14 protein-coding genes are annotated in these 17,520 nt (G+C 33.9%); 7 read left to right on the forward strand and 7 right to left on the reverse strand.

What is annotated here, in order from left to right:
- The first annotated feature begins 74 nt into the window (after nt 1–74).
- Together ACXAHM_RS05735 and ACXAHM_RS05740 are read left to right on the forward strand one after the other, a co-directional pair.
- Entirely contained in the window at nt 75–665 is a 591-nt protein-coding gene (locus ACXAHM_RS05735) for a hypothetical protein (protein WP_474959454.1), read from the forward strand.
- Nucleotides 666–721: 56 nt separating this feature from the next.
- Nucleotides 722–1,267: a hypothetical protein gene (locus ACXAHM_RS05740; RefSeq protein WP_474959455.1), complete on the forward strand. Its 546-nt coding sequence runs from the start codon at nt 722–724 to the stop codon at nt 1,265–1,267.
- Between the two features lie 243 nt (nt 1,268–1,510).
- Here the strand turns inward: ACXAHM_RS05740 and lpdA are convergent, their stop codons facing one another.
- From lpdA to ACXAHM_RS05765, 5 genes are all read right to left on the reverse strand, one after another.
- The gene (gene lpdA / locus ACXAHM_RS05745; protein WP_474959456.1) at nt 1,511–2,905 is read right to left on the reverse strand and encodes a dihydrolipoyl dehydrogenase; all 1,395 of its coding nucleotides are present in this window, start codon (nt 2,903–2,905) and stop codon (nt 1,511–1,513) included.
- A 98-nt stretch (nt 2,906–3,003) separates the two neighbouring features.
- Complete coding sequence (odhB, locus tag ACXAHM_RS05750) at nt 3,004–4,539, reverse strand: 2-oxoglutarate dehydrogenase complex dihydrolipoyllysine-residue succinyltransferase (RefSeq protein WP_474959457.1); 1,536 nt, start codon at nt 4,537–4,539, stop codon at nt 3,004–3,006.
- Between the two features lie 34 nt (nt 4,540–4,573).
- Nucleotides 4,574–5,008: a GNAT family N-acetyltransferase gene (locus ACXAHM_RS05755; RefSeq protein WP_474959458.1), complete on the reverse strand. Its 435-nt coding sequence runs from the start codon at nt 5,006–5,008 to the stop codon at nt 4,574–4,576.
- A 10-nt stretch (nt 5,009–5,018) separates the two neighbouring features.
- Nucleotides 5,019–7,814 (reverse strand): 2-oxoglutarate dehydrogenase E1 component, encoded by a 2,796-nt coding sequence (locus tag ACXAHM_RS05760; RefSeq protein ID WP_474959481.1) that lies wholly within the window; start codon nt 7,812–7,814, stop codon nt 5,019–5,021.
- A gap of 294 nt (nt 7,815–8,108) precedes the next feature.
- The gene (locus tag ACXAHM_RS05765) at nt 8,109–8,513 is read right to left on the reverse strand and encodes a hypothetical protein (RefSeq protein WP_474959459.1); all 405 of its coding nucleotides are present in this window, start codon (nt 8,511–8,513) and stop codon (nt 8,109–8,111) included.
- A 289-nt stretch (nt 8,514–8,802) separates the two neighbouring features.
- Here ACXAHM_RS05765 and ACXAHM_RS05770 point away from each other — a divergent pair, with 289 nt between their 5' ends.
- Both ACXAHM_RS05770 and ACXAHM_RS05775 read left to right on the forward strand, forming a co-directional pair.
- Nucleotides 8,803–9,912, forward strand: a complete 1,110-nt coding sequence (locus ACXAHM_RS05770) for a transporter substrate-binding domain-containing protein (RefSeq protein ID WP_474959460.1) — start codon at nt 8,803–8,805, stop codon at nt 9,910–9,912.
- Nucleotides 9,899–10,267 carry a YraN family protein gene (locus tag ACXAHM_RS05775; RefSeq protein ID WP_474959461.1) on the forward strand — a complete coding sequence of 123 codons (369 nt, stop codon included), beginning with the start codon at nt 9,899–9,901 and terminating at the stop codon, nt 10,265–10,267. Before ACXAHM_RS05770 ends, ACXAHM_RS05775 begins: the two co-directional genes overlap by 14 nt.
- 76 nt (nt 10,268–10,343) lie before the next feature.
- Here the strand turns inward: ACXAHM_RS05775 and acs are convergent, their stop codons facing one another.
- Nucleotides 10,344–12,269 (reverse strand): acetate--CoA ligase, encoded by a 1,926-nt coding sequence (gene acs / locus ACXAHM_RS05780; protein WP_474959462.1) that lies wholly within the window; start codon nt 12,267–12,269, stop codon nt 10,344–10,346.
- 138 nt (nt 12,270–12,407) lie between these two features.
- Nucleotides 12,408–12,830: an IS1/IS1595 family N-terminal zinc-binding domain-containing protein gene (locus ACXAHM_RS05785; protein WP_474959463.1), complete on the reverse strand. Its 423-nt coding sequence runs from the start codon at nt 12,828–12,830 to the stop codon at nt 12,408–12,410.
- 242 nt (nt 12,831–13,072) lie between these two features.
- Between ACXAHM_RS05785 and ACXAHM_RS05790 the strand changes: the two genes are divergently transcribed.
- The 3 genes from ACXAHM_RS05790 (at nt 13,073) to ACXAHM_RS05800 (ending at nt 17,499) form a co-directional block, all read left to right on the forward strand.
- The gene (locus ACXAHM_RS05790) at nt 13,073–14,674 is read left to right on the forward strand and encodes a hypothetical protein (protein WP_474959464.1); all 1,602 of its coding nucleotides are present in this window, start codon (nt 13,073–13,075) and stop codon (nt 14,672–14,674) included.
- Entirely contained in the window at nt 14,664–16,091 is a 1,428-nt protein-coding gene (locus tag ACXAHM_RS05795) for a DUF5723 family protein (RefSeq protein ID WP_474959465.1), read from the forward strand. Before ACXAHM_RS05790 ends, ACXAHM_RS05795 begins: the two co-directional genes overlap by 11 nt.
- A 160-nt stretch (nt 16,092–16,251) precedes the next feature.
- Nucleotides 16,252–17,499 (forward strand): efflux RND transporter periplasmic adaptor subunit, encoded by a 1,248-nt coding sequence (locus tag ACXAHM_RS05800; RefSeq protein WP_474959466.1) that lies wholly within the window; start codon nt 16,252–16,254, stop codon nt 17,497–17,499.
- Nucleotides 17,500–17,520 lie beyond the last annotated feature (21 nt).

Genomic DNA, 17,520 nt, shown 5'->3' on the forward strand with positions numbered 1-17,520 from the left:
TTGTAATAATTTTTCATTCGTAAATCATTGAATACTTACTACCTTTAAGCATCTGTTTAATCTAATTTTTTTATATGAAATTCATCCTTCTGATAATTAGTTTATTATATTTCAACATAAGATTTTTAATTGCTCAAGAGAAAGGAACTTTACTTTTAGATGGTACTTTTAATTTTACGAGTACAACTACTACTGTTTCTGGAGAAAGTCAAACTACAACTTCATTCAGCATTAGGCCTTCTGTGGGAATTATGCTAACACCAAAAATTGCATTAGGTGGCTATATAGAATATGCAACGAGCAATGAAAATATTATTGTAGATGAAACTTCATTACAGAAAAACAACTTGATGTTTGGTGCATTTACAAGAATACATTTTCCTATTCAAGACAAGTTTTATATTTACACTCAACCTTATGTAGCATATGGTTTATTTATCGAGGAAGTTAATTTTGATAAGAATTCTACTTTTTTAGTGGGTGGAAATATTGGTTTCTTATATTTCTTTTCAAAAAAGTTTAGCATGAATTTAACGTTATTTGATCTCTCCTATTCAACTATTAATGCAAAAATAACAGGTTATGAAAAAGATTTCAGAAATGACTTTTTCAATTTTAATACATTACTAGATTCTCCTACTTTGGGGATTTCACTCTATCTATAGAATTGTATACTAATAAAGTAATACATTATAATTTCAATCAAAACCATATTTTTAAAATGGAGAAATCATTTTTATCAGAAATAAGTGAGAAAATAGTAAGTAGTTTACCAAATTTAGAACAAATGTATTTTTATACAGAAGATGATGAAGAATCAGAGTTCACCTTAGAAATTTGGAGTTTAACTAAAAAGCATGAGGAAACAGGAAATCTCTTAAAAGATTTTATTTATGCATACGATGCAAGTAATTTTGGTATGGGTAATTTTATATTTTATGAGGATATAGAAGAATCTGATAATTATTTAATTTTTGGTGAAATTGATCACATGAAACTTTGCCTTTCTAAAAGCAATGAAAGTATTATACTTTTAAAAGCTGATGAATATTTACTTACAAATTATAAATCAGAAGAAATAGAGTTTACATGTGCTGAAAATTTGGAGAAATTTTTATTATTTCTTGTAGATTATTCAAATTATATCATTAATTTGTTAACAAATCAATGTTTTAGTTATGAAGATAAATTAAAAATTAAACAACATTCTAGTTTAGTTTTAGGCAATAATTCATCAGAATTTATTAACTACATATATAATTTTTAACAGTTAATCTCCACATAAAAGACTATACGATATAAATAATGATTTTATCCATCGTTCATAATACTAATCGATAGAGATATTACGAATTTATTTTCTTATAAGAGTTCTGACTTAAAATCAAAGATGGAATAAAGTGAAATAGAAAATCACTCACTTTTGACCGATCTAATATTTACAAAAAAAAGGGAAGTAATAAACTTAATTAGTCTACTACTTCCCTTTTATATTTATCCTAAGGATCTATTACATATTTAATGCTCTATCTCCTGTTGCTGCCAAACAAGCCTCTTTGATTGCCTCAGAGTAAGTTGGGTGAGCATGTGACATTCTTGAAACATCCTCCGCTGAAGCTCTGTATTCCATTGCTACAACACCTTCTGCAATCAAATCTGCCGCTCTTGGACCGATAATATGCATACCAAGGATTTCGTCTGTTTCCTTATCAGCTAATACTTTCACCAAACCATCGATATCCATTGATGCTCTCGCTCTACCTGAAGCTCTGAATGGGAATGAACCTGCCTTGTAAGCACGTTTAGACTCTTTCAGTTCTTGTTCAGTATAACCTACAGAAGCAACTTCTGGCCAAGTATATACAACACCTGGAATTAATTTGTAATTGATATGTGGTTTTTGACCATTCATATGTTCAGCTACAAATACACCTTCTTCTTCTGCTTTGTGTGCTAACATTGCACCTTTGATCACATCACCGATAGCATAAACACCTTCAACAGAAGTTTGTAAATTTTCATTTACGTCAATTCTTCCGCGATCGTCCATTTTACCACCGATAGCTTCAAAGTTTAATTTATCTGTATAAGGCTTACGACCGATAGAAACTAAGCAGTAATCACCTTTGATTTCCACTTCTTTCCCTTTCTTGTCAGTAGCTTTAACCACTACTTCCTCTCCTTCCACTTTTACAGACTCTACTTTTGTCTTCAAGTTGAATTTGAAGCCTTCTTTCTTCAATACTTTTTGGATCTCTTTACCCATAGATACATCCATAGTAGGGATTAATGAATCCGCATATTCTACTACAGTTACTTCAGCACCTAAACGAGCATAAACAGAACCTAATTCAAGACCAATTACACCACCACCGATAACGATCAAATGCTTAGGAATTTCTTCTAATTTCAAAGCCTCTGTAGATGTAATTACTCTTTTCTTATCAAACTCGATGAAAGGTAGCATTACTGGTTTAGAACCTGTAGCGATAACTGTCTTTTGAGTATTGATTACTTTTGACTCTTCCCCATCGATTTTAATTGTGTTTTTATCCACAAAAGAACCAAAACCTTGGTAAACGTCAATTTTATTTTTATTCATCAAGAAAGAGATACCGTCAGTTGTTTGTTTTACAACCTCGCCCTTTCTTGCAATCATTTTTGTAAAGTCAATTTTTGGAGTTTCAACTTCTAAACCATGATCTGCAAAACGGTGAACTGCTTGATGGTATAATTCTGATGAATCCAATAATGCTTTTGAAGGAATACATCCAACATTTAAACATGTACCACCTAAAGTTGAGTATTTTTCAACTAAAGCTACTTTCATTCCTAATTGTGCAGCACGGATGGCAGCAATATAGCCACCGGGACCTGAACCGATTACTGTTAAGTCGTATGTCATATCTAGTCCTTAATAAGGTATTTTTTAAAGAGTAAGGAATGCCAGAAATACTTCCAGCACTCCTCTAATATATATTTGTTATGTCTGTTTATTCAGATTTATACATCCAATAATAAACGAATTGGATCTTCTAATAACTCCTTCACACGCTTCAAGAAGCTTACCGACTCACGACCATCAATGATTCTGTGGTCATAAGATAAAGCAACATACATGATCGGTCTGATATGTACTTCTCCGTTGATCGCAACTGGACGCTCAACGATGTTATGCATACCTAAGATTGCTGACTGTGGAGCGTTGATAATTGGAGTTGATAACATTGAACCAAATACACCACCATTTGTAATCGTGAATGTACCTCCTTCCATTTCTGGAATTGTCAATTTATTATCACGTGCTTTTAAGGCTAAACGTCTTACTTCTTTTTCGATGTTTGCTAAGCTCAATGACTCTGCATTTCTGATAACAGGCACAACTAAACCTTTTGGAGCTGATACTGCAATAGAAACGTCTGCATAATCATTGTATACAATCTCGTTACCATCGATGTAAGCGTTTACTGCTGGCCATTCTTGTAAGGCAACAGTTACAGCTTTCGTAAAGAATGACATGAAACCTAATCCAATCTCATGCTTGTCTTTAAACATCTCTTTGTACTTCTTACGAAGATCCATAACAGGCTTCATGTCTACTTCGTTGAAAGTAGTCAACATAGCTGTTTCGTTCTTCACAGAAACCAAACGACGAGCAACTGTTTTACGAAGAGCAGTCATTTTCTCTCTTCTTTGAACTCTTTCACCTGGAGCAGCTACTGGAGCTGGAGCTTCCGTTGCTTTGGGAGCGGATTTCTTAGGAGCTGCAGCTGGCTTCTGTGCCTTTTCAGCATCTTCTTTAGTAATACGACCGTCAACACCAGTACCTTTTACTGTGTTTGGATCAATACCTTTTTCTGCTAAAATTTTAGCTGCTGCTGGTGAAGCATGACCTGTAGCATAAGTAGTATCACCTGATACTGCCGCTGCTGGAGTAGAAGCTGCTGGAGCCTCTGAAGTTGCTGCCGCTGGAGCACCACCTTCCATTACTTCAATCTTACAAATTGGAGCACCGATTTCTAAAGTCTCGCCTTCTTCAGCAACGATTCTTAAGATACCAGATTCCTCCGCAGTTAATTCGAATGTCGCTTTGTCTGATTCGATTTCACAAAGAAGATCGTCTAATTCAACATAGTCTCCATCCTCTTTCGCCCATGTAGCAATTGTTACTTCAGAAATAGATTCACCTACTGTAGGTACTACCATTTCTAAAACTTCACCTGTTGCTTTTGGACCTTCAGAAGCTGCTGGAGCTGCTGCTTTCTCTTCCGTTGCTGCTGCTTTTTTAGGAGCGCCAGCACTTTCTTCGATTGTACATAAATGAGCACCGATTTCTAAAGTTTCACCTTCTTCAGCACCTTCAGCGATTTTTATTACACCATCTGCTTCAGCTACCAATTCGAAAGTGGCTTTGTCAGACTCTAATTCACAAAGTACATCATCCAATTCGACAGTGTCTCCGTCTTCGACTAACCATCTTGCGACCGTTACTTCAGTGATCGATTCACCTACTTCTGGAACGTTCATTTGTAAGCTCATAATTATATATTTTGTGCGATTGCTCGCGAGAGTTCTAATCTAATTTTTTTATAAATTTATAATGAGGTATTCCTACTTCTTCAAACTTCTCACCTTCCTTTTCATAACCCATTGCGTCATAAAACTTCTCTGCTACTTCTCTAGCATGAAGTGACATTAGGTGAAAGCCGTGATCCATTGCGAAGTATTCACTAAATTGAACCATTAAAGAGCCTAAGCCTTTTCCTCTCTGATCCTCTCTCACAGCCACTTGTCTCATTTTAATTTCTTCAGGAGAAATTGGTTTTAATACAAGGCAAGCAACAACTTCATCATTGTCGTTCATAGCTGCTAAGTGATAGCTATCGAACTCTTCTGATAATTCCTCCTTTGAAAATTCTAACCCAAGTGGTTTACGTAAAACCTCATCACGTAATGCTACTGTTAAATCGTGTTCAGGAGAATTAAAAGCTACTTCTTTAATAATCATAATTTAATGTTTATAGGTCCTCTTTATCGAAAGCAACAGAGACGATACGCTCTAATTCCTCCTTATGTACTTTAGGGAAACCAGTTGCTGGAGATGCTGAAGGTTTACGAGAAACTAACTTCATGTTGATCAACTCCTCTTCGTTTCTGAATGATCTCATAATAAACGTCCAGTAACCCATGTTTACAGGCTCTTCTTGAACCCACTTTAATGACTTACGTTTCGAATATTTCTTTAAAATGGCATTTACTTTCTTCTCAGGGAAAGGATGAATTTGCTCGATTCTAACGATGGCTACGTCATCACGATTATCTCTTTCTTTTCTTTCCATTAAGTCGTAGTAAATTTTACCCGTGCAAAGTAGTACTTTTTCTACTTTCTTAGGATCTTTTACTGTTACATCATCATAAACTTCTTCAAATTTTCCTTTTGTGAAGTCTTCAATTGAAGAAACACACTTCGGATGACGTAACATTGACTTAGGAGACATTACAATTAATGGCTTTCTGAAGTCCCAAGTTAACTGTCTTCTGATTGCGTGGAAGAAGTTAGCTGGAGTAGTAAAGTTACCTACTACGATATTGTATTGTGCCGCTAATTGTAAGTATCTTTCAGGACGAGCATTTGAGTGTTCTGGACCTTGACCTTCATAACCGTGAGGTAATAACATCACTAATCCATTTGATCTACCCCACTTACTTTCGCCTGAAGTAATAAACTGGTCAATCATAGTTTGCGCTCCATTTGAGAAATCACCAAATTGTGCTTCCCAAATTGTCAACGAACTAGGATTAGCCATTGCATATCCGTATTCGAATCCTAACACACCATATTCTGATAATAATGAGTTATAGATGTAGAAAGGTCCTTGTAATTTGCTGATATTCGCTAGTGAATTGTATTTCTCATTTGTCTCTGCATCATTTAAAACTGCATGACGGTGTGAGAAAGTACCACGCTGAACGTCTTGTCCTGATAAACGAACAATTTTACCATCTAATAAGATCGAACCATAAGCTAATAATTCAGCAGCTGCCCAGTTGAATTCCTTTTTATCGAAGAACATTTCTTTACGCTCTGCTAATAGCTTATCAATTTGCTTCAATGGTTTGAAACCGTCAGGTACAGTTGTTAAGGCATGACCTACCGCTTCAATTGTTGTCGTTGAAATAGAAGTGTTTGGTGATTCATCGAAATCAGCCTCTTTACCTCTTTTCAACTGTTTCCATTGGATCTCTAATTCTTGAGGTCTATATGGAAGTGGATGTTGACGAACATTATTCAAACGATCTTGCAACAAACGACGGAATTCTTTGTCCATCGATTTTGCCAATTGAGCGTTCATTTCACCTTGCTCGATTAATTTCTTAACGTAAATCTCACGAGGGTTTTGGTGCTTTGCAATAATGTTGTAAAGCTTTGGTTGTGTAAATTTAGGTTCATCAGATTCGTTGTGTCCGTGACGACGGTAACATACCATATCTACAAAGATATCTCTGTTATAACGTTGACGGAATTCAACGGCTAATTTCATTGCATAAGCAACTTCCTCAGGATGATCACCATTTACGTGAAGTACAGGAGACTCAATTAATTGAGAAACGTCTGTACAGTAGATAGATGAACGAGCATCGTCAAAGTCAGTTGTAAATCCTACTTGGTTGTTGATCACAAAGTGGATAGTACCACCTACAGAATAACCATCAAGATTTGACATTTGTACTGTTTCATATACAATACCTTGACCTGCGATTGCCGCGTCACCATGTATTAAGATTGGAAGAATACGTTTTGAATCCTTATCGTAAATAGAATCTACTTTCGCACGTACAACACCTAAAACAACAGGGTCAACTGCTTCTAAGTGAGACGGGTTTGGAGATAAGTCCAAACGTACTTTCTTTCCGTTATGTGTTTCGATTTGTGAAGAGAAACCTAAGTGATATTTTACATCACCATCACCCATAGTTTCATCTGGAACCGCTTGTCCTTCAAACTCATTGAACACCTCATCATATGTTTTACCCATGATGTTTGTCAATACGTTTAGACGACCACGGTGAGCCATACCAATAACTACCTCTTCTACTCCAAGGTCAGCACCTGTAAAAATCGCTGTATCTAAACCTGCAATTGTTGATTCACCACCTTCTAAAGAGAATCTCTTTTGACCTACAAATTTTGTATGTAGGAAGTTTTCGAATACAACTGCCTCATTCAGCTTGCTTAAGATACGTTTTTTATCATGGTCTGAAAATTCATGAGAAGGGTACTCATTTTCAATTTTGTCTTGAATCCATGATAAAACTTCTGGTTCACGGATTGACATAAATTCAAAACCGATGTAACCGTAATAGATTTGTTTTAAACGTGCTAAGATGTCTTTTAAAGGAACAGAACCCATTCCCAAATAAGAACCTGCTGAGAATACTGTGTTTAGATCTACTGAAGATAAGCCAAAGTCTTCTAACTCAAGACGAGCATGTCTGTCTTTTCTTTTACGAACTGGGTTCGTATCTGATAAAAGGTGAGCTCTAGAACGATAAGCATTAATTAATTGTCTTACCGCTACTTCTTTTTGAAGCATTTCTTCTGAAACACCACCTGCAGTTTTGCTCGCACCGTTAGCGCTAGTTGTCTTTGTGTCTAAGTCTGGGTTTTCTCCGAATTTCTCTAATGAGAATTCAAAACCCTCAAAAAATCTCTTCCAAGACTCATCAATTGAGTTTGGATCTTGCTTAAATGACTCATACATCTGCTCGATGTAATCCCCATGAGCATTTGCGATATAGGAATATTTGTCCATGTTGTCGTTGAGGTTATTTACTTGCTCTGAGACAAACATACTAAAACAAATTTATTAATTATATTCGTTTAAGCAATTACACAAATAAGGCTGCTAAAATTATGAATTTAATATTATTAAATAACTGCAAAATAGTTCTTCTTTCATTTTAACATTCACTTTAAAAAATCAATAATATCACTGTAAAAACAACACCTTTAATCGTCTATTATTCAATAGGTAATTAAAGGTGTCAATCTATGATTTAATCTTCAACTTTAGGTATCTTTTTTTAATTCATGTATTTTAAAAAATTTATTTTTTAGATATATTATTTTTTCGACCGTTTCCCACAACATTAAGGTAATCTAAAGAACCATCAGTATTGTGTACAACTAATCGAAAATGTTGATATTGAACATAAGTAATAAGATATTCATACTTGGCTTTTTCACCTAAAGAGTGATTTACTTTTACTTCCCCAATATCATCCCAAATGATCCCATCCATAGAAGCTTGTATATTAAAATGTGAAGCATTTTTTTCTGAAAGAACTTCCCAAGACATCATAAAACCTGTGTAGGTCCACCCTCCAGTCAAAATAATTTCTCCTGTTTTTGCCTCAACAATAGATGACTTTGGTGTTGTTCCGTAAGTATGTTCTAATGATAGGATAAATACAATAATGATAATTAGCCAAGTTGTGAAATGATTTTTCATTTTAATTAGGTTTTTGTTATAATCATTTCAACTTTATTCACTCTCCTTAAGTTTCCACTTCAAGCTGAATATCAGTAAATTACAATTAGTTAATTTAATAAGATAACTTTAATCGAAAAATCATTTTATATTTTGAAGTACTTTTTAATTATGATCTGGCTTTACTTTTTCATTACACTTCCAATTAATACTGATTTCATTTTCAAAAAACTAAGAACTTTGAAAATTCTTTTTTATATTTAATAATAGTAAAACTGTTCTACCAAAATCATCTCATTTTTACAACTGCATGATTCGTCAATTGCTCTTGTTTTTTTTAATTGCTGTCCCATTAGCTACATACTCACAAGAAAACGGTTTAGCGTCAAGAAAGAAAATTCTTGAAAATCACATCTTAAGAGTTGGGGTAAGAGAAGATCCTCCTTTTGTCATCAAAAGCGTGGATGGGACTTTCTATGGCTTGAGCATTGATTTATGGCATATGGTAGCAGAGGACTTGCACCTTGTGTATGAGTTTGTTGAATACGAACACATGCCCGGCTTAATTCTAGCTTTATCAAGAAGACAAATTGATATTTCGGCTAACCCCATGCCTGTAAGTTCGACGAGAATAAGACAACTTGATGTCACCTATCCTTTTATGACCACTTCCCTTGGTGTAGTCGTGAAGAAAAATGAACAAGATCAGATCACACTTTTCTTTAGTAATTTGTTTTCATTGGGCTTCATGAAGTTATTTTTCACATTGATAATTATTGTTTTCATTTTTGGTACAATCGTATGGTGGGTAGAAAAAAAATATAATCATACAGATTTCAGGGATGGTATTGATGGCATTATGGATGGTATTTGGTGGTCTACTGTTACCATTACAACAGTTGGTTATGGCGATAAAACTCCAAAAACAACATTAGGTAGAGTTATTTCAATGGTATGGATGTTTGTAGCCATAAGTTTAATTTCTAGTTTTACAGCCACAATTACATCAACACTAACAGTAAATCAATTAGAAGCAAAAATTAAATCTGTTGCTGAACTTAGAAAAATGAAAGGTAATATTGGTGTTACTGCTCACTCTGGAGCAGAAAGTTATTTATTAAAACATCAAATTAACCCTACAACATTTATTACTCCTGACGATGGACTAGACGCACTCAATAATGGTGAAATTGTAGCATTTGTACATGACAAACCAATTATGCGTTATATCATTAAAGAAAAAGGTGCTGGAAATTCATTTGATATTTCTCAAGCTAATTTCAAACAGAATTATTATTCCTTCTTTATGCCTCGAAATAGTAAATTATACAAAAAAATCAATTCTGAAATTGTCGATAATATAGATAAAGATTCTTGGCACCGATTACTCCAAAAATACAACATGGATGACATCAACTAAAACAGACAAACAACTTACTGGTTCTATAGGAGAAGAAAAAGCAGTAGAATTACTACTCTCTAAAGGCTATCAAATAGTTACTCAAAACTATCGATACAAAAGGAATGAAATTGATATCATATGCCGAAAAGGTAATTTTATCATTTTTGTAGAAGTGAAAACAAGAAAAAACAGTGCATTTGGTTTTCCTGAAGAACATGTATCAGACAAACAGATCCACTGTATTCAAGAAGCTGCCATTTATTTTTTGGAAAATTACACTCAACCCTACTCCATGGTTCGTTATGACATTGTTAGTATTATGTTGGATAAAGAAGTATTGATTGATACTTTGCATTTAGAGGATGCTTTTTAATTATTCGTTGGCTCTAAAAACGAAAAAGGCTAGTAGTCCGCAAACTACTAGCCAATAGATCTATTCTTATTCAATTTTAAGCATTCACCGCACCATCTTTAACGGCACCTTCTTTGATTGCTTCAACTATTGATGGATCTAATAAAGTTGAGGTATCACCAAAGTTACCTGTCTCGCCTTCAGCGATTTTTCTAAGAATACGTCTCATGATTTTTCCTGACCTCGTTTTCGGTAATCCTCTAACGATTTGTACTTTATCAGGTCTGGCAATCTTTCCAATTTTGTCAATTACAACCTCTAAAATTTGCTCCTTTAGCTCTGTAATTGTACTCACTTCCAATTGCTCTGAATCACAAACAACATAAGCATAAATACCTTGTCCTTTGATATCATGAGGGTACCCTACAACTGCTGATTCTACTACAGCAGTATGCATATTGATCGCATTTTCAACTTCTGCAGTACCTAAACGGTGACCAGATACATTCATTACATCATCTACTCTACCTAGAATTCTATAATAGCCATCTTCATCACGTCGGCAACCATCACCTGTAAAATACAAACCTTTGAATGTAGAGAAGTACGTGTTTTTACAACGCTCATGATCTCCCCATGTAGTCCTTAACATTGAAGGCCATGGATATTTCACACATAAGTTACCTTCTACACCTTTTCCTTCAATTTCATTACCATCAGCATCTACTAATACAGGCTGAATACCAGGCAAAGGTAATGTAGCATAGGTTGGTTTTGTTGGGATCACACCTGCAATTGGTGAAATCATAATACCACCTGTTTCAGTCTGCCACCAAGTATCCACAATTGGACAGCGGCCTTTACCAATATGTTGGTGATACCATTCCCAAGCCTCACGATTAATAGGTTCCCCTACCGTACCTAAAACTCTTAAACTATCTAATTTATATAATTCTACATACTCAAGGCCTTGTGCCATTAGTGCTCTAATTGCAGTTGGTGCAGTATAGAAGATATTTACTTTTAAACGGTCTACAACTCTCCAAAAACGACCAGCATCTGGGAAAGTAGGAACACCTTCAAACATTACTGAAGTTGCACCTTCTAACAAAGGACCATAAACAATATAGGAGTGACCTGTAATCCATCCAATGTCAGCAGTACACCAATACACATCATTTTCTTGATATTGGAATACATTTCTAAACGAATACCATGTATAAACCATGTATCCACCTGTAGTATGTACTACACCTTTAGGTTTACCTGTTGAACCAGAAGTATACAGAATAAATAAAGGATCTTCTGAATCCATCACTTCAGGATCACAAACTGTTGGTACAGATTTAATTTCATCATGCCAATATACGTCACGCTCAGGATCCATTTTCACATCTCCACCTGTACGTTGATAAACAATTACTTTATCTACATCAGGACATTGGAACAATGCCTCGTCTGCGATTTGTTTCAATTCAACGACTTTCTTTCCTCTTGGACCTTGATCAGCAGTGATTAAAATTTTCGCTCCTGCATCATTGATTCTATCTGCTAAAGCTTGAGCAGAAAAACCACCAAAAATTACAGAATGGATTGCACCAATTCTAGCACATGCTAATACAGCAATTGCTAATTCTGGAACCATCGGCATATAAAGACAGACTCTATCTCCTTTGCCTACTCCATTTCTCTTTAAAACATTAGCAAATAAACATACTTGCTCATGTAGTTCTCTGTAAGAGAATATTCTATCTTTCTCATGTGGATCATTGGCAACCCAATGAATTGCTGTTTTATCACCTCTTGAAAGTAGATGACGATCTAGACAGTTTTCGGTAATGTTTAGTTTACCATTTGTAAACCAACTTACATTGTAGTTATCAAAATCATGTTCTACTGTCTTATCCCATTTCTTTCTCCATACAAATTGTTCCGCGACCTCTGACCAAAATCTTTCAGGTTCGCTCACACTACGTCTGTATGCTACAGCGTAGTCTTCCAAGTTGTTAATTCTGCTGATCATTTAGTGTGTAAAGTTTGAGTAATAGATCTTTATGTAAGACCTAGTAAAATAAATTATTACTGAAGTTTTCGATTTTGAATATAGATATTGAGCAACAAAAAATGATCATTTATATATACTTACGTTAATTTAGTATAGCTATTTTTTATTTTCCCATGAAATCACCATGTACTTATCTCCTACTTGAGTGATCAGCGATGTTCCATTTTCTAAATTTTCTCTATTAATTATATATGTCAATAGCTCACTGTGATTCATAACTTTATAATTTGGAGCATAAGCATCTGACTCTAAACGAGGAATATTATATTTCTTTACCCAATTCATCACTGAAACATGACTAACCCCTACAATCCTTTCAATTTCACGAAAACTAACCCCTTCCAGATAAAGTTGTAATGCCTTCACTACAAACTTTCGGTCGGTTTCTCTTCCTTTTTTTGCTACAGTATAATTATACCCACACTTTTTACATTTAAATCTTTGCCTTCCTTTTACAAAACCGCTCTTTGTATATTCTTCGTGATGACATTGTGGACATGCTATTTCTGAAATTTTCATATAAATGAATATATATTTCTTTAATATTTAAGTGTATGACACACATTATAAGTATACTTATTTAGCACACCTATACTTATTTAGCAATATTCATGTAATTTATACACTTTTTGAAATAATTTAACAAAATTAAATAATCCTATTTTTAGATTAGAAATTTTACATTTAATGATTTTTCCAAGAAATATGCTTAGCAATAGATAAAAAAAATGTATTTTCATGTTTCAATCTTTTATAAAAACATGAAACCATACTTTAAATTTTTACTGCTTTCTATAACATTGTTTACATCTTGCGGATTTAACGCTAGTGAGTTTGATAATATTGGCATTAAAGATTTAGACACAAAATTCATTGCCCTACCTTTATTGGATGGTGAAATTGACTTAGAGGATTTAATAAGTCAAGATGATATTGAAGATTTATATACAGATTCTATTCCTTGGTATATCAAGTATAAAAGTTGGGAAAAAGAAGAAGAAAAAGAAGAAGTTAAGCCTCTTTTAATAGGTCATGAGGTATTGAATAATGATTACTTCACTATTTTTAGTGGTTTGAATATACCTTTATTAGCTTCATTTCAAGGAATTCCACTTACTAATGATATCGTTTTACCCATTAATACTGTTAGTCCCTATTTTGATATTAATATTCTAAATATTGATAAAGGTTATTTTTCTGCTCATTTTATTAACCCTACATCCACAACTTCAACTTTGACTATTGATTTGATTAGGTTTAATGATACTGACACTTTAATCGCTAGAACTCAGACTACTCAATTAAACCCAAATGAAGTAACTGAAGCTAGACTAGATGTCGATGATATAACAGTAAATAGAAATAATAACTACACCATTGCATTACGTCTTTCCAATAAAACGAATAATGTAAATACCGAATTCCAAATTACTTCTGATGATAATGCAGGGATTCAATTAACTTCTATTGGTGGAATTCATTTTACCCCAAGAGAAGATATTGATATAGATATTCCTATTGTGCAACAAGAATTAGAAATTGACATCTTTGACAATACTTTAGAAGAAGGTACTGTAGAACTTGGAGATCTTACTTTGGACTTTATTACTTATAATACTTTTGGTATTGATATTTTAACCAATAATATAGAAGCATTAGCAATCAGTTCTATTGATAGTAGTGAATACTCTATTTTATTTACATCTAATGAAATTGATCGTCCTTTGATTCCAAATATTGAACGAGTAGATACACTTTCTATTCATAAGCCAGAGAGCCTACTCGGACAAAAACCTCATTTAATCCTTCTAAGAGGGAGTCTTCAACTACAATTCAAACAAGATATTGACTATTTTATCGAAAGTGATTCTCATTTGATAGGACAACTGATCTTAACTATTCCTTTTAAATTAGGTTTAGATAATGTTGTTTTTACTGCTTCTCTTACTGGAAATAATGATTTTAATGAAAGTATTACTTTTTTAGATTCTGCTATCTTAAAATTGGAGTTCTTAAATTACTTTCCATTAAATGGTACAATTTCAGTTTATACTGCTGACAGTCCTGATGATCCTGCCCCATATCGATTAGATGTAAATCCTGAAGGGAATCAACATGATTTTACCTTTATGGAATCCGCTATTTTGGATGATAATAATATTATCCAAGAACCAACCTTAGTAAAAGCAGCATTTCGGATCACACATGATGATGCCCAACGGATAATGACTGCAAACTACTTACTTTTAAGAGGAACATTTAGCACTCCTGATGGAAGAGTGGTTCCTTTTACCCCCGATCAAAAATTATTTGTGAAAGCTGGAATTGCAGCATCTGTAAAAGTATCTCCGAATGGATTATAAGAAATATATCGCAACACTACTTATTCTTTTGTACAGCATTTTGTGTTATGGACAACAAGAGACGATGCTTTATTTTATGAAGGATATGCCTCAATCATTACAATTAAACCCAGCCCATAAAAGTGTCTATAAAACATCGATTGTATTACCATCTATATATGCTAATGCTGAATCGACTACATTCTCCTATAATAATATTTTCACTGAAGATAGAGATGGAACAAATATCGATCTTGAAAAATTCTTTGAGAAATTACAAAGCCTAAATGTTATGGAGACTACAGCAGTAGTAGATCTAGTAGGGTTAACTGTAACTAATGATAAAATTAGTTTTAGTCTTTTTGTTCGAGAAAGAATTTCAAGCATCACTCATATTAATGAAGATGTAGGAGATCTTTTTGCAAAAGGGACAGCACACTCTGACAATCTCAATAGACAATTTAACGTTGCTCCTACTGTTGACCTTTCTCATTACAGAGAATATGGTTTTGGTTTCAATTACAATATTAAAGACAGATGGACGATAGGTATAAATGCTAAATATTTATCAGGTTTATTAAATATAAATTTAAATGAGGCACAAATTACGATAGAAACAGAAGATGCGACTAACTACCCTATTACAGTTAGTGTAGGAGATCGTCCAATGAGAACTGCAGGTTTAAATAAGTTATTAGATGAAAATAAAAATTTAACAGATGCTGAAATCGGTTCCTATTTAGCAGGTGGTGCTGGTAATGGCTATGCTATTGATTTAGGGGTCACTTACCAGTTGACAGATCGTGTTTTATTAGAATTTGCTGCAACTAATATTGGTCAAATCATATGGTCAAGTTCTCGTCAAGATTACTTCTTAGGGGGACAAGGTTATAACTCAGTAGTATTAACGGGGTCCAATCCTCAAAATTTACTTGATGCCGACAATTATGATCAATCAAGCGAACAATATGATTCCTTAGTTTCACTCTTTGATTTTCATGAGATTGAGGATGGTGATTTTGAAAGCTATACTACTAACCTACCTCTTTATGTAAACTTTGCAGGAAGTGTTGATCTGGGGCATAAATTTATTGTTGGAACTACTTTTGGGTTTAGTTATACAGACGATTACTTCAATCCACGTGTTTCTGTGAGTATGAATAAACGTTTTGCTGACTTTTTAGGATTAGGCGTCAATTATACTGCCGACAAAAGTGGCGTTTCAAGAGTCGGTGGTGCTATTACAGTGGGCTTTCCTGGCATAAAAGTATATGCTATTTCTGATGATGTAATTCAAAATGTAACCAATTGGAAAAACAGTCAATCTCTTGGTATCCGTTTTGGTATAAATCTAAATTTTGGATATGTAAAGAAAAATTACCTCAACAAGAAACAAACAAGAGCTAGCCAAATTATGGAATGGGAACCTGAAAATTAATAGAGTGCTACGAAATGGAACACTTTGTTCCCACTAAGAGCATATATCTCATTAAAAAAAGCTATAAAACAAACCACAACTAACTAATAAACAGATAATTAACACATATTGGTTGATTCTTTTCATTGTACAAAGTGTATAACTTAAATCGAACACTACAATGGACAGAATCATTACAAAAGAAGAGCAACAAAAGAATAAAAAGCAAAAATTCATCAAATTGGGGTTAGCTGGACTTGCTGTTTTTACGCTACTGTATATCATCAATAACTTTTTATCTAAAAAGATAGATCGCAATGATATTTCTATTGCTATGGTAGAAAGAGGTGATGTTGCCTTAACGATTTCTGGAAGTGGTAAAGTTGAACCTACCTTACAAAAAGCTATTACTTCTCCTTTTTCATCTTTTGTTGAAGCCACACATAAAGGTATTGGTGATTATGTAAAAGCAGATGAATCTTTATTACAATTAAATATTGCTTCTGCAGAGACACAATTATCTTCCATGAAAGATGAAGCTGAGATGAAACGTGTTGAAATCAGCAAGGAAAAATTACGCCTTCAAAAAGAATTATTTAACCTAAAAAAATCTGCTGAAATCAATGCTTTACAATTAAGTAGTCGAAAAGAAGACCTTAAGGGGGAAGAAAAACTATTAGCCATTGGAGGTTCTACACAAGAAAAAGTAAAACAAGCCCAAACCTTATTAGCCGTTGAAGAATTAAAACAAGAACAATTACAACATGACTTATCAATAAGAGAAAAAGGGATCTTACAAGAAATTAAATCTTTAGAATTGTCTTTATCCATCCAACTTAAAAAAATTCAAGAGCAAGAAAGAAAGCTAGAACAGGCAAAAGCAAAAAGTGGAATGGAAGGCGTCATTACTTTCATCCAAGACAAAGTAGGTACTAGTGTGAATGAAGGTGAAGTTTTAGCACGTATTGCTAACCTTGATCAATTTAGAATTCGAGGTAAAGTAGCTGAACAGTATGTTGCTACACTTTCAATTGGGATGGATGTTATGGTAAAATCTTCAAAAGCTACGTACACCGGCATCATTTCTAGTATCTCTCCTTCTTCAGAAAATGGAATGATTACCGTCCTTGTCCAGCTTAATGACCAAAAAAACCTTGATATTCTACGCCCTGATATGTTAGTTGATTTATCCATCATTCGTGAACAACACAAAGGAGTTTTGAGAGTCAAAAACAGAGGTGCTTTCAAAGGTAAAATAGAAGAAGAAATTTTTGTCATTAGAAATGGAAGAGGTGAAAAAACAAAAGTAAAAACAGGATTTAGAAATGCTGATTGGATAGAATTAGAAAATAATATTCAAGAAGGAGATTCTATTATTATCTCGCCAACTGACCGATATATTAATTCAACTATCATTGAACTGAACTAATTTTTTGACCATTTAATCAAT

This window comes from Flammeovirga sp. AWQ4_249 (genome assembly GCF_056161045.1).